The 12,622-nt window shown below is 63.8% G+C and carries 10 protein-coding genes; 2 read left to right on the top strand and 8 right to left on the bottom strand.

The window, feature by feature from the left end; translation table 11 throughout:
* Positions 1–10: 10 nt before the first annotated feature.
* Positions 11–1,606: an MFS transporter gene (locus QCE63_RS02915; RefSeq protein WP_309830353.1), complete on the bottom strand. Its 1,596-nt coding sequence runs from the start codon at positions 1,604–1,606 to the stop codon at positions 11–13.
* A 110-nt stretch (positions 1,607–1,716) separates the two neighbouring features.
* Here QCE63_RS02915 and QCE63_RS02910 point away from each other — a divergent pair, with 110 nt between their 5' ends.
* Positions 1,717–2,565, top strand: coding sequence for an EcsC family protein (locus tag QCE63_RS02910; RefSeq protein ID WP_309830351.1), 849 nt, complete (start codon positions 1,717–1,719; stop codon positions 2,563–2,565).
* Here the strand turns inward: QCE63_RS02910 and QCE63_RS02905 are convergent.
* The 3 genes from QCE63_RS02905 to QCE63_RS02895 all read right to left on the bottom strand — a co-directional run bounded on the left by QCE63_RS02905 (position 2,535) and on the right by QCE63_RS02895 (position 5,299).
* Entirely contained in the window at positions 2,535–3,461 is a 927-nt protein-coding gene (locus QCE63_RS02905; RefSeq protein WP_309830349.1) for an alpha/beta hydrolase, read from the bottom strand. The genes QCE63_RS02910 and QCE63_RS02905 overlap by 31 nt on opposite strands.
* A 10-nt stretch (positions 3,462–3,471) precedes the next feature.
* Positions 3,472–3,918: a CHRD domain-containing protein gene (locus tag QCE63_RS02900; protein WP_309830347.1), complete on the bottom strand. Its 447-nt coding sequence runs from the start codon at positions 3,916–3,918 to the stop codon at positions 3,472–3,474.
* A 208-nt stretch (positions 3,919–4,126) separates the two neighbouring features.
* The gene (locus QCE63_RS02895; protein ID WP_309830345.1) at positions 4,127–5,299 is read right to left on the bottom strand and encodes a porin; all 1,173 of its coding nucleotides are present in this window, start codon (positions 5,297–5,299) and stop codon (positions 4,127–4,129) included.
* A gap of 495 nt (positions 5,300–5,794) precedes the next feature.
* On the opposite strand from QCE63_RS02895, the gene QCE63_RS02890 reads away from it, so the two are divergent.
* Positions 5,795–6,751, top strand: a complete 957-nt coding sequence (locus tag QCE63_RS02890) for a LysR family transcriptional regulator (protein WP_309830343.1) — start codon at positions 5,795–5,797, stop codon at positions 6,749–6,751.
* Between the two features lie 54 nt (positions 6,752–6,805).
* On the opposite strand, the gene QCE63_RS02885 is transcribed toward QCE63_RS02890, so the two are convergent.
* The 4 genes from QCE63_RS02885 to QCE63_RS02870 form a co-directional block, all read right to left on the bottom strand.
* Positions 6,806–9,667: an ATP-binding protein gene (locus QCE63_RS02885; RefSeq protein ID WP_309830341.1), complete on the bottom strand. Its 2,862-nt coding sequence runs from the start codon at positions 9,665–9,667 to the stop codon at positions 6,806–6,808.
* A gap of 283 nt (positions 9,668–9,950) precedes the next feature.
* On the bottom strand, positions 9,951–10,601 hold the full coding sequence (locus QCE63_RS02880) for a response regulator transcription factor (protein ID WP_309830338.1): 651 nt from the start codon (positions 10,599–10,601) through the stop codon (positions 9,951–9,953).
* Between the two features lie 129 nt (positions 10,602–10,730).
* Positions 10,731–11,438, bottom strand: a complete 708-nt coding sequence (locus QCE63_RS02875; protein WP_309830336.1) for a response regulator transcription factor — start codon at positions 11,436–11,438, stop codon at positions 10,731–10,733.
* Positions 11,439–11,547: 109 nt separating this feature from the next.
* Positions 11,548–12,180: a response regulator transcription factor gene (locus tag QCE63_RS02870; RefSeq protein ID WP_309833660.1), complete on the bottom strand. Its 633-nt coding sequence runs from the start codon at positions 12,178–12,180 to the stop codon at positions 11,548–11,550.
* Between the last annotated feature and the right edge of the window lie 442 nt (positions 12,181–12,622).

The following is a 12,622-nucleotide window of genomic DNA, read 5'->3' as shown; positions in this document are numbered from 1 at the left end:
ACTCCCGTGCTCACTCGGCGAGGATGACCGGTTCCTGCGGCCCTTTCAGGCGCACCGGAGGAACACGCCGTGACTGCCAGACCGACACCACCGCGATCAGCGCCGCCAGCGCCAGCCCGATGTGAATCGCCGCCACCAGCGACTCGCGCGCGGACTCGAGCAGCATCGCGCCGTCGTGGCCTGCGGCGGCCAGTTGCGCGAGCAGCGTCCGTTGCCCGTCCTGGTTGATGAGGATCTGCGGATCCGAGAGATCGCCGGACCAGCGCAGCGCGTGCGCCTTGTCGAGCGCGAGGTTCACGCCGCTCGCGTACAGCTGGCTCACGAGCGTACCGGTGAGCGCCGTGCCGATCATCCCGCCGATCATGCGCAGCGATTGCAGCAGCGCGGTCGCGATGCCGAGATGCGCGCGCCCGGCCGTCTGCTGGGCGAACACGGTGAGGTTCGGCATCACGAAGCCGAGGCCCAGGCCGCCGAGCAACATGACCACCAGCAACATCGAACGCGGCATGTTGTGCGTGGCCACGACGACGCCCAGACACGACAGCGCCAGCAGCGAAAAGCCGGAATACAGCATCAGGTTGGCGTTCTTCAGCCGCGTCACGATGCGTCCGTTCACGATGCTGCCGATCGTGATGAACACCACGAGCGGCGTGATCATCACCCCCGCATCCTTCGGCGACATGCCGAAGCCGCCCTGGAACAGCAGCGGCGCGTAGAACAGCAGCGAGAACATCGTGAAGCCGCCGAGAATCGCCAGCGTGAAGAGCGCGGCGAGCGCCGGATTGCGGAACATGTCGATCGGCAGGATGGCGTAGTCGCAGCGCTTTTCCCAGCGCCACAAGCCGAAGCCCGCCGCGATGGCGACGACGAGCAAGCCCGCCGTTGCCACGCCGAAGCCGTGCTTGGGCAACATCTCGACGAACAGTTGCAGCGCGCCGAGCGACGCCGCGATCAGCAGCGCACCGGGCCAGTCGAGCCGCATCTTGCCCTGGTGGACGACGTGCCGCAGATGCGGCAGGAAGCGCCACACGAAGAACAGCGAGATCACGCCCACCGGCAGATTGACGTAGAACACCGAGCGCCAGCCGTAATACTGCGTCAGGAAGCCGCCGAGCGACGGCCCGACCGCATTGGCGATACCGAACGCCGAGCTCATCAGCACTTGCCAGCGCAGGCGCACGACGTTGTCCGGAAACAGATCCGCGATGCAAGCGAACGCCGTGCCCACCAGCATGCCGCCGCCGATTCCCTGCAAGCCGCGCGCGAGCACCAGGAACATCATGCTGTTGGCGAGCCCGCACAGTACCGAGGCGATGGTGAACACCACGATCGATGCAATCACGAACGGCTTGCGCCCGTAATAGTCGCCGAGCCGTCCGAAGATCGGCACCGTGATGACGGAGGTCAGCAAGTAGGAAGTGGCAACCCAGGCGTAGAGGTCGAAGCCCTTGAGTTCGGCGACGATGGTCGGCAGCGCGGTGCCCACCACGGTTTGATCGAGCGCCACCAGCATGGTGACGAAAGAGACGCCCAGCATCGCCATGAGCGATTCGCGGAAGGGCAGAACCTGTCCGCTGGAGTGATGCGCGGCGGTATGTACGGCCATCTTTGAGAGCGCAACGATTGACTAGTCAACGGAACGGGCATCATAGCACGCTGTGCTCCGCTCATTCGCGTGGCACTCTACGGCTTATGCTACGTACCGAACCTATCGCAATGGAACCGACGCCGATCATCACCTCTCCGCTCTCCGCCGACGATTTCGCTGCCCTCTCTCGCGCCAAGGCGCTGCTGGAGAGTCCGTCGCTGACCATGAAACTGGCGAGTGTCGTCGGCGCACCGATCGAGAAGCTGCTCGGACGCCTGCCGGGGGCCGCGCAGGAAAAAGTCGACGAAGCGACCCAGCTTGCGCTCCGCAAGTGTCTGCAACTGGCGCTGCGGACAATCAGCAAGAGCGCGCCCTCCGGCTCGCTGCTCGCGCCGCCGCCCGACAAGCCACACAACCTGATGCACAAGCTCGCCGTCGCGACGACCGGCGCGGCGGGCGGCGCGTTCGGCCTGTTCGCGCTGCCCGTGGAACTGCCGGTCACGACGACGCTGATGTTCCGCTCGATCTGCGATATCGCGCGCAGCGAGGGCGAAGACCTGCAACGGGTCGAAACGCAGCTGCAATGCTTGATGGTGCTGGGCATGGGCGGCACGAAAGCCAGCGACGACAACGCCGATCTCGGCTACTTCATCGTGCGCAGCGCGCTGGCGCAGTCGGTGTCGCGCGCGACCAGCGAGATCGCGGCGAAGGGTTTGGGCAGCCACGGCTCCACGGCGCTCCTCAAGTTTCTGCAGACGGTCGCGTCGCGGTTTTCCGTGCAGGTCAGCGAGCAAGTGGCCGCCAAGTCGATCCCGGCGATCGGCGCGGTGCTCGGCGCCATGGTCAATACCGTGTTCATCGATCACTTCCAGCAGATGGCGCACGGCCACTTCACCGTGCGCAGGCTGGAACGCCGTTATGGTGGCGCGGCCGTCGAGCGCGCGTATCAGACCATCGAGGTGATCGGCAGCCGATGAGCGGCACGTAAGGGCGTCATCTCTTCGATGAACGCCGCCGCGCGCTTCAGCGCCTCGCTCGCCTCGGGCATGAACGGCGCCCAGATCTGGAAGATGTGCGGCACGTTGCGCCAGACATCCAGTTGAACCGCGACACCCGCGGCGCGCGCCCGCTCGGCGACGCGCGTCGAGTCATCCAGCAACAACTCCGTGTCGCCGACCTGAAGCAGCAGCGGCGGCAGGCCGGAAAATTCTCCGAACAGCGGCGACGCGTACGGATGGCGCGCATCGGCGCCGCCGAGATACTGCGCGGCCACGCGCGGAAACACCGCCGCGTGATACATCGGATCGCGGCCTTCGTTCGTCCGCATCGACGCTCCGCCGCAGGTCAGATCCGTCCACGGAGAAAAGAGCACCGCCGCTGCCGGCAGCGGCGTGCCGGCGTCACGCAACGCGAGCAAGGTCGCGAGCGCCAGGCCGCCGCCCGCCGAATCGCCGGCGAGGGCAATCGAATGCGCCGGCGTGCCTTCGTCGAGCAAGCGCCGATACGCCGCGACGCCGTCATCCACGGCGGCGGGAAAGCGATGTTCGGGCGCCAGCCGGTAATCGAGCGACAGCACGCTGGCGCGCGCCTGCGCCGCCAGCCTGAAGGTAATCGCACGATGACTGCGCGGCGAGCAGAAGTAATAGCCGCCGCCGTGAAGATAGAGGATGGTCCGCCGCGGGCGCGTCTCGTTGGTGAGCCATTCGTCACCGGACGCGTGAACCATGAGCCGCCAGCCCTTCGGCACACGGGGCGTCCACACGCGACGCGACGCATAGGACCGGGCCTGTTCGACGTCGAATTCAGGCCGCGCGGTATGCGGACGGATACGCGTGCGCAACGCCCAGCAGGCCAGCGCGCGCTGCCAGCTCATCGGCCCGCGCTCAGTTCGACGGCATGACCTGACCGCGTATCTCGCCGGTCGGGTTCTCTTGTGTGTGAATGTTGAAGTACCACTGGCCGGACATCAGGTCCGCGACCTGTTGCTCGTTGAGCGTCGCCTGGCCCTTCATGGGACTGGCAAGCGATTTCTTGTCGACCGGCACCTGCACCTTGGCGTTCTGGCCGACGGGCGCCGGACCATGAAAATGCGCCATCGTCACAGGGCCTGACAGCTCCGCATAGGTCGCGGTCCAGGCGAGGACGTGCGTGTCGGTGTCGAAGGTCGCGTCGAGCGTGCCATGGCCCTTGCTCACGCGCGGCGGAACTTCGCTCGATGGTTGCAGGTTGGCTTTCAGCGCGACAGCATCCGCATGGGCCGCGCCCGATGCAACGAGCATCAGCGCCCATGCAGCGGTCCAGCGGGCAGGCGATCGGCATGTCGAAATCATGTTTGCGCTCCTGGTGACGACCCGAGAGGCGCATCGATGACCTGCGTTCCTGCGCCCGGTGCATGTCATGGTAGTGCAATTCCGCTCGACGGCGCAGGTGGCCACGCGGTGCAATGCAAAGGCAAAGGCAAAGGGCACCCCAAGGTGCCCTCCGATGATGCCTTGCGGGCGCCGCACTCGCGGCGTGCCGCTTTACTTCATGCGGTTATCAGAAACGATGGCGGATGCCCGTGTTCACAAGTACCTGACGGCTGCTCGACGACGCGCCGAACGCGTTGTTGTAGTTGGCGATCGACGCGGTTGGGTAGAAGCCTTCCGCGCCGCCCGAGCCGATCTGCGCCACGCCTTCGACGTGGAAGTCCGTGCGCTTCGACAGCGCGTAGTCCAGCTGGATGCCGAACTGATGGTACTTGACCGTGTCGGTGCTCTTGCCGTAGCCGCTGGCCTTGGCCGTCGAGAACGTATAGGCCGCGCCGAGCGCGAGCGCCGGCGTCAGCAGATAGCGGCCATTCACTTCGTAGTTGTTGATGACCAGTGAACCGCTTTCCAGCGCCGTGTTGTCGAGACGGCTTTGCGTCCACAGGCCGCCGAACGTCATGGCCTCGATCGAGTACGCAGCGCCCGCGCCGAACGTGCGCTGACGCTGACCCGTGGCGGGACCGAAGCCGAACGTGTTGGTGAACTGTTCGCCCGTCACTGAGCCATTGGTCGTGGAGTTCACGCCGTTGGCCTGCATGTAGGCCGCGCCGAACTTCAGCGGACCATTCGTGTAGCCGGCGCCGAAGCTGTACGCCCGGTTGTCGGCGAAGCCGTTGGCGTTGTTCGAGAAGCCATAGAGGCCGCCGAACGTCAGGCCGGCGTAGTTCAGGCTCTGGTACTTGATGGAATTGGCGATGCTGAAGTCGCTGTTCAGGTTGTCGTTGCCGGCGACGTGACCGAAGTATGTGCCGCCCCACGTGCCTGCCGCACTCAGCGGACCGAGGTAGTCGACGACGGAGTCGAACTGCTTGCCGAACGTGACGGTGCCGAAGCCCGACTGCATCCCGACCCATGTCTGGCGGCCGAACGTTGCACCGCTGTCGTTCGATTGGCCGTTGTTGACGCTGAAGCCGCTTTCCACCGTGAAGATGGCCTTCATGCCGCCGCCCAGATCTTCAGAACCGCGCAGGCCCCAACGGCTTTCTTGCAGGTTGCCGCTGGTGAGGCCGCGGAAGCTCCCCTTCTGCGGCTGGCCGGCAGGCGAGCCGGTGGCAACGTTGTTCACGAATGTCATGCCCACGTCGAGCACACCGTACAACGTGACACTGCTTTGCGCGCTCGCCGCCGTCGCAAAAGATGCAGCGATGGCCGCCACGGCCGCTCCGATGAGATTCTTTTTCATGCGTGTTCCTTTGAGTGAGTCCTGCGGACCCGATGGGTTGCTTCGGCTGAACGCTTGTCGAGCGGACCAGCACCTTGCTCGCTTAGCCTCTATCCGAAATTCGGCACGGCGAAGTTTAGGGCCCGCTTTTTTTGAGAAGCCGGCAAAGGAATCGCAAAAGGCTTTTTGAATAATTCGAATAACTTATTTTCGATATGGGAAAACCCTTGGATTGCGCGCACTTAACCTAGGCGTTGTCTGAAGCGCCACCGCAGTCAGAAGGTTTGAAGTTGCGCGCATGCGACAGCGATCGCGCAGTGGTCGCGTAGTGGTCGTATGGAGACACCGCCATAGCTTCGGATTGATCCGATTGCCTGTTGCTGAATCACGCTCTTAACATCGCGCACGCCTATCACGCCGGTACGCGCGGCGCCGCATCAATCAGCGCGTTTGTTTCGCCTTTGTTTCGCCTTTGATCTGCGTTCCCTCCGCGTTCGACCGCTTGTTCTTCCTGTCATGAATCTTCTCCACGCCATGCGCGTTTTCTCGAAGGTCGCGGAAACCGAATCGTTCGGACGCGCCGCCGCTGCGCTGGATCTCTCCAATGCCGTGGTCACCCGTTATGTTTCATTGCTGGAAACGCATCTGAATACGCGCCTGTTGAACCGGACCACGCGCAGCGTGTCCCTGACCGAGGCTGGCCGTCTCTATGCAGAAGGATGCCGCGCGGTCATCGAGCAAGTGGAGGGTGTCGAGGCTTCGGTGACGAGCAGTTCCGTCGATCCGTCAGGCACGCTCAAGCTCGTGGCATCGGCCTCGTTCGCCCTGCTCGGTCTCACGCCGATGCTCGGGCATTTCCACGCGCGCTTTCCAGGCGTGAAGCTTCGGCTCACGCTGCTGCATCGTCCGGTGGATCTCGTCGCCGAGGGCTTCGACGTCGGCATCGTCACCGCGCATCAGGTCAACAGCGGCATGCTGATCAACCGGCCGTTGTTCAGGATCGGGGCGACGCTGGTGGCCTCGCCCGCTTATCTGAGCCGGAGCGGCGTTCCGGACCGGCCGGCCGCGCTGAGCCGGCACGCGTTCCTTGCGCCGTCCGCGGACATTCATGCTTCGACCTGGTCGTTTTCCGGTCCCTCCGGCGCCGTGGAGAGTATCGCGCTCGATCCAACCTACACGGTGAACAGCATGCACATGCTGCGACAAGCGGCGCTGTTCGGCATGGGCATCGCCGTATTGCCGGAGAGCCAGGTCATGCAGGACCTGCGGGACGGTTCGCTGCTGCGCCTGTTGCCGGACTACGCAATCAGGGACGCCGACACGGAAGTGTCGATTGTTTATCCAGGGCGTCGTCACGTTTCGGCCAAGACACGTTCTTTTGTCGATTTCGCGCTGGACTATTTTCGAAGCCATGAACCATCGGGTGAAGAGCGCAACAGGGTGTTGCCATCCGCTACCTCGGTTGGCATCTGACGTGGCACGTGATAAGGCACCTGAGGCATCGGTGCCTGTTGCAGACAGGAACCATCAGATCAGCGCTGCGCCTTGCGTATGAATGCGCTCGACGAGTTGCTCGCATCGTTCGATCAGCGCAAGGCCTTCCCGTTGCCGGATTTCGGCCGACTGGGCGGGCAGGTCGCGACGGAACACTTCGAGCGCATCCAGCAACGGCCGATACTGCAACACACTGGCAGCGCCGACGACCCGATGATGCCAGTCGCGCAGTTCGTCCACCGTGCCGTGAAACAGCAGCTTGCGCAGCGCGAGCAGGTCTTCGCGGAATGAGGAAGCGAAAGCATCGAGAAGCGCCCGCACAGTGACTTCGCTGCCCCATACCTGAGCCATGGCGGCAAGATCCAGTTCATCCTTGTCTTCCAGCGACGCGCCGCGGCTCGGTGGCGCGAGCATCTGCGTCTCGGTGATCACGGTTCCCGAACCGCGCCAGCGATTCAGATGCTCACGCAGCGTTGCCAGCCGCGTAGGTTTGACGAGGCAGTCGTCCATGCCCGCTTCGCGACAGCGTCGCAACTCGTCGGGCGCGGTGCTGGCCGTGATGCCGAGGATCGGCAGGCGGTGCACCGACTCGCGCTCCGCCGACCGCACCCGGCGCGCCAGTTCGTAACCCGTCATGTTCGGCATGTGGCAATCCGTAATGAGGAAGCCGTAGCGCGTGTCCGCGAGCGCCGCAAAGGCCTCCACCCCGTCATGCACGACGTCGCAGGCGAAGCCCAGCAGCGCCAGCTGATGCCGGATCAATTCCTGGTTGACCGGATGATCTTCGGCCACGAGAACGAGCTTGCCGCTGCGCAGCGCGTCCGCGCGGTCTGGCGCCGCCATCTTCGACACGCCGCCGAACACCGCGTGGGCAGCGTGCGCCTGGGCACGCACGGCGACTTGCGGCATGCCCGTGAAGGCCGCCACGCATGCTGCGCCGAGTCCGTGCCAGGAGATGGGGTTCACGCTCACGCGAATGTCGTCGTCGAGAATGCGGTAGCCGGTGGGCTTGGGCTTCTCGGTGAGGTGGATCACGCAGGCGCCCAAGGGCAGGGGCATGGCCGTTCTGTGCACGTCGCTGAGGAGGACGATGTCCGTGTTCCTGCATGCCCCGAAGCCGGGCGACACGAGCTCCGCCGGTGCGCGGCGTTGCAGCTGCAGGCCGAGCGCCTGGCCATAGTTGAGGAGCGCCTGTGCCAGCCGGTCGTCGTCGATGGCGACGATCCCACGCTTGCCGCGCAGCCCTCCCACTTGATACTGCAAGGTGTCGAGCGGCATGGTGAGGCGCACCGTCATGGCGGTGCCGACACCGACCGCGCTCTTGAGCGTCATGGTGCCGCCCATCAGTTCGACCAACCGGTTACAGATGGTGAGCCCGAGCCCGGTTCCGCCGAAGCGCCGCGTGGTGGAGGTTTCGGCCTGCACGAAGGGCTCGAACAGGCTTTCCTGGGCCTCGGCTGCGATGCCGATGCCCGTGTCCTTCACGCACAACTCGATCACCTGCTCCGTCTCGCTCTGCTCGACCGTGTACACATGCAGCGAGACATCGCCCTTGATCGTGAACTTGATAGCGTTGCTCATCAGGTTGAAGAGAATCTGCCGCAGACGCACGCTGTCGCCGCGCAAGGTGGCGGCCACCTCCGGCGCGACGTCCACGCGCACCCGCAGGCCTTTCTCATGCGCGCGGGTCGCGAGCAGGCCGACCGCGCTGTCCACCAGCTCACGCAAATCAATGGGGGTGGATTCGATCGACAGGCGTCCCGCCTCGATCTTCGAGTAGTCGAGCAGGTCGTCGAGAATGTGCAGCAGCGCGCTCGCCGAGTCCTGGATCATGCCGAGCATCTGCGACTGGTCCGAATTCAGCGGCGTATTTTCCAGCACCTCGACGAGCCCCAGCACGCCGTTCATCGGCGTGCGGATTTCGTGGCTCATCATGGCCAGGAAGTCGTCCTTGGCACGCGAGGCGGCCTCGGCAATATCACGCGCCCGCGCAAGCTCCTCCGCGCGCGCATGCTCCACGCTGGCGTCGGCCCAATAGCCGCTCCACACCACCGCGCCGTCTTCTTCGCGGTGCGCGACGAGGTCGGCGCGAATCCAGCGCGTGACGCCCTGCACGGTGGACCGGAATTCGGTATGCAGCGGCTCGAGCGTACGCGCCGACATCTCGATCTCCTCGAGCAGACGCGCACTGTCTTCCGCATGCACGTGGGTCAGTGCGTGGATGGGCTCGTCGGCCAACACGGCAACGTCCAGACCGAGCAGCTGCCGGGTGTCGCCGTCGATGTAGGGAAGACTGTATTTGCCCCGGCTCGCGCGGCGCAGCTGAAACACGACGGCCGGCAGCGAACGCGTGACGTCATGCAGACGGCGCTCGGTCTGGCGCGCGCGCGTTTCGGCGTTGCGGATGTCCGTGATGTCGATCATGGTGCCGATCACGCCAGCCCATTCGCCGTTCGAAGCCGCGAACGCCCCCGTCCAGAACAGGCCGCAGCGCGGATTATTCAGGTTGTCGCAAAACTCCGCCTCGAGCTCCTGACGCTGGCCCGTGGCGAGCGTGGTGCGAGTGAGTTCGTGCAGTACCTGGCTTTGCTCATGCCCCCAGGCCGCTACTTCGAGGCTGGTGAGCCCGAGAATGTCTCCGCGCCGCACGCCCAGCGCCTGCTCGAAGGCGCGATTCACCGCGATGTAACGGTTCTCCATGTCCTTCACGACGAGCGGATACGGCACGACTTCCATCATGGTTTGCTGGAAGCTGAGCTGGGTGCCGAGCCGCTGCTCGGTTTCGATTCGCTTCGCCATTTCCCGTTGCAGGAGGATGAGCGCGCGCAACGTCACAAAAAACACCGCCACGACGCCGATGAGCATGGGCAACAAGCGCAGGTCGGTGATGCTCACGCCCCCCTCCGCGGCATGGCCGGCCAGCGGCATCAACGAACACAGGAGCACCAGACAACGGGCAAACGACACTGACGGCACTCTCAATTCAATCCTCTCTCAAGCAAGCCGGCTTGTTCATGCTCCGGCCAGGCACCTTCCCCGCCGGTGCTCGAAGTTGGCGTGGCGTCGGAAAAATGCCGTTCTAGTCTGACGGTTATTCGCTGTGCACCGAATCAGAACCCTCCCAAATGACGCGCGGCATGGACGTGCGGCAGGCGCCGTGCAGGCACGGCTCACAAATTCAGACCAGTCCTACCTGACGGAGAAACGCGACGAGGTCCGCTTCGGATTCAAGCCCCAGCTTGCGCATGCCGCTGCGCTTCTGCGTCGCGATCGTCTTGCGGCTGCGCCCGAAATACGCGGCGATTTCGTGGATCCGCAGGCCGCGCGCATACAGCTGGAAGACCTCCCATTCGCGCCGGCTCAACACACCCGCGCGGGCGGGCGCGGCGACCGGCGCGCTGCGCAGCGAGGCTTCGATGCCGGGCGAAAGAAAACAGTTTCCCCTTGCCGCCATCGCGATGGCTTGATTCAGGCAAGGCAGGCCGTCCCGTTTGTCGATCACGCCGTCCACGCCGAGCTGAATGAGCCCCGTCAGCATGCGCGGTTGCGAAATCATGGTCATCACGATGACTTTCGGGCGCGCCTTCTGCCAGAAGAGATGTTTCAGAAAGCCGATGGAACTGCTCTCCCCCGCGATGCCGCGCATGCCGATGTCCGAGAGCACGTAGTCACAGGGCGTCGCGTCCAGCCGCTCCGCCAGTTCCCGCGTGTCCTGTGCGGTCGCGACGACCTCGACGCGCCCGTCCCGTTCCAGAAATGCCTGAACGCCCTTCACGACGACCGGATGGTCGTCCGCAACGATCGCGCGGATCGGCGTGGTGATTCCCATAGCTTCCAGCGATATGTTGAGGATCTCCGGCGCACGCCGCGAGGGCAAATGCCTGTCCCAGTGACGGCGGGCGTCTCAGGTGCGGCGTATTGAGTGCCGAAATTCAGCGCCGTCATTCAGCGCCGACCGTCAGATCAGGCCGCTGTCCGCGATGAAGCGGAACAGCGCCGCGTCGGAAGACAGATCCAGCTTGCGCATGGCCGCACATTTCTGCGCACTGATGGTCTTTACGCTGCGCTCCAGATCTCGCGCGATCTCGGTGATGTTCGCGCCGCGCGCATACCGTTCGATCACGTCGAGCTCGCGGTTCGTCAGGCGCTGCCGGATGAAGCGCGCCTGTTTCTCGCCATCGGCAAGCGTCAGCATGCGGCGGATCGTGGGGCCGAGATAGGTCTCGTTGGCCAGGACCGACACGATGGCCAGGTAGATGAGGTCGAGCCGGTCTTCCTTGCTGAGAAAGGCGTGCGCGCCGGCTTCCAGCGCCTGCTGGACGAGCGCCGCGTCGCCGTTGCGCGACAGGACGACGAGATGCACCGCGGGATAGCGCTGCGCCATATGCCGGATCATCTCGACGCCTTCGCCAAAGCGTCCCCCCGGCATGTAGAAGTCGACGATTGCCACGTCGCAGCGGGTTCGTGCGAGAGACTCGTCGAGCTGGGTGGAATTCGCGTTGCGGCTCATCACCTCGACGTTGGGGAATTGCCCGGCGAGCCGCTCAACCGCGAGAATGACGAGCGGATGGTCGTCCGCGATCGCAAGGCGGATGCGGCCGGCGCGCGCGAACACCAGCGCCTCGTCCACAAGATGCGTCGCGACCGACGTCTTTGCATCGTGCATGTCCGCCTCCGCTGCACGCGCCGGGAATCTTGCATCAGATGCCGCGGCATGGTGACAGGAGTAGTGCATCTGAACCTCCAGGGAAAAGCCGAACAGAAACGCCGCGCGGTCAGTTCAAACCGCGTGCGCGCACGAAGGCGAACAGGCCGGGATCGTTGCGCACGCCGAGCTTGTTCATGGCGTCGCGCTTCTGCCGGCTGATCGTGCGGACGTCGCGGTCGAGTTCCCGGGCGATCTCGGTGATCGCATGACCTTGCGCGAACAGGCGCACGACTTCGATCTCCCGCGGTGAAAGCGGCAAGGTTTCGGAAGGAAAGTCGGTTTCGGCCCCCGCTTCAGCCAGCGACGCCGCGAACGAGGCGCTCACGTAACGCCGTTCGACACTGGCATGACGTACGGCGCTCGCCACGTATTCGATCGGCTCGGCCTTGTTCACGAGTCCCATCGCGCCCGCATTCAGAATGGAACGCAGGATGGCGACGTTCGTGACGCTCGTCAGCACGACGACATTGACTTGCGGGAAGTCGTTCCGCACGGTGCGGATGAGACGAAGCCCATCCTTGGCGTCCGCGCCGTGTTCCGGCATGGCGAAGTCGGTGACGAGCACGTCGCAAGCGACACGCTTGAGTTCAGCCAATAAGGTGCTCGCGTTATTCGCCTGACCGACGACTTCGATTGCCTCGTCTGAATCAAGCAACGCTTTCATCCCGACAAGGACGAAGGGATGATCATCGGCCAGCATTACGCGAAGTTTCAAAGGGCCCTCATGCTGTTTATCTGATTAACCGCTCTTGTCTGAACGAGCTTTTGAATTGCATCAAAGTCAATGCCTTACCTGAAATTCCGAATCAGTCCGGAATCACTGCCTGTTAAAAAAACTATAAGCCGTCGCTTTTTTGACCAAACAACGCTGTATCGCTGCATTGAAAGCTTGCATGTCCGTTCCATGGTTGGTTTCGAGATATTAGCTTTCAAGATAGAACGCGGGTATGCCCACGACCATCAGATTATTCCGATTGACCGAATTTACTTTCCGCTAATGGAAAAAATGGCGTTGCTTCATCGTCGGCGGGTTTCCAGATTAATACGGCACGATAAAAAAAGGGAGAACTCAGCCCCAAATTCAGAAGACGACGCAAAAATAAAAAAAACCGTGTTCTGGCGACTTGCCATTTCTCAAGCGG

Source organism: Caballeronia sp. LZ065, from assembly GCF_031450975.1.
Classification (GTDB): domain Bacteria; phylum Pseudomonadota; class Gammaproteobacteria; order Burkholderiales; family Burkholderiaceae; genus Caballeronia.
This window is presented reverse-complemented; position numbering and strand designations above follow the sequence as displayed.

Bases quoted from the DNA above. Each gene is read 5' to 3' on its own strand.
- QCE63_RS02915 (WP_309830353.1), bottom strand. From the start codon at position 1,606: ATGGCCGTACATACCGCCGCGCATCACTCCAGCGGACAGGTTCTGCCC.
- QCE63_RS02910 (WP_309830351.1), top strand. From the start codon at position 1,717: ATGGAACCGACGCCGATCATCACCTCTCCGCTCTCCGCCGACGATTTC.
- QCE63_RS02905 (WP_309830349.1), bottom strand. From the start codon at position 3,461: ATGAGCTGGCAGCGCGCGCTGGCCTGCTGGGCGTTGCGCACGCGTATC.
- QCE63_RS02900 (WP_309830347.1), bottom strand. From the start codon at position 3,918: ATGATTTCGACATGCCGATCGCCTGCCCGCTGGACCGCTGCATGGGCG.
- QCE63_RS02895 (WP_309830345.1), bottom strand. From the start codon at position 5,299: ATGAAAAAGAATCTCATCGGAGCGGCCGTGGCGGCCATCGCTGCATCT.
- QCE63_RS02890 (WP_309830343.1), top strand. From the start codon at position 5,795: ATGAATCTTCTCCACGCCATGCGCGTTTTCTCGAAGGTCGCGGAAACC.
- QCE63_RS02880 (WP_309830338.1), bottom strand. From the start codon at position 10,601: ATGGGAATCACCACGCCGATCCGCGCGATCGTTGCGGACGACCATCCG.
- QCE63_RS02875 (WP_309830336.1), bottom strand. From the start codon at position 11,438: ATGCACGATGCAAAGACGTCGGTCGCGACGCATCTTGTGGACGAGGCG.
- QCE63_RS02870 (WP_309833660.1), bottom strand. From the start codon at position 12,180: ATGCTGGCCGATGATCATCCCTTCGTCCTTGTCGGGATGAAAGCGTTG.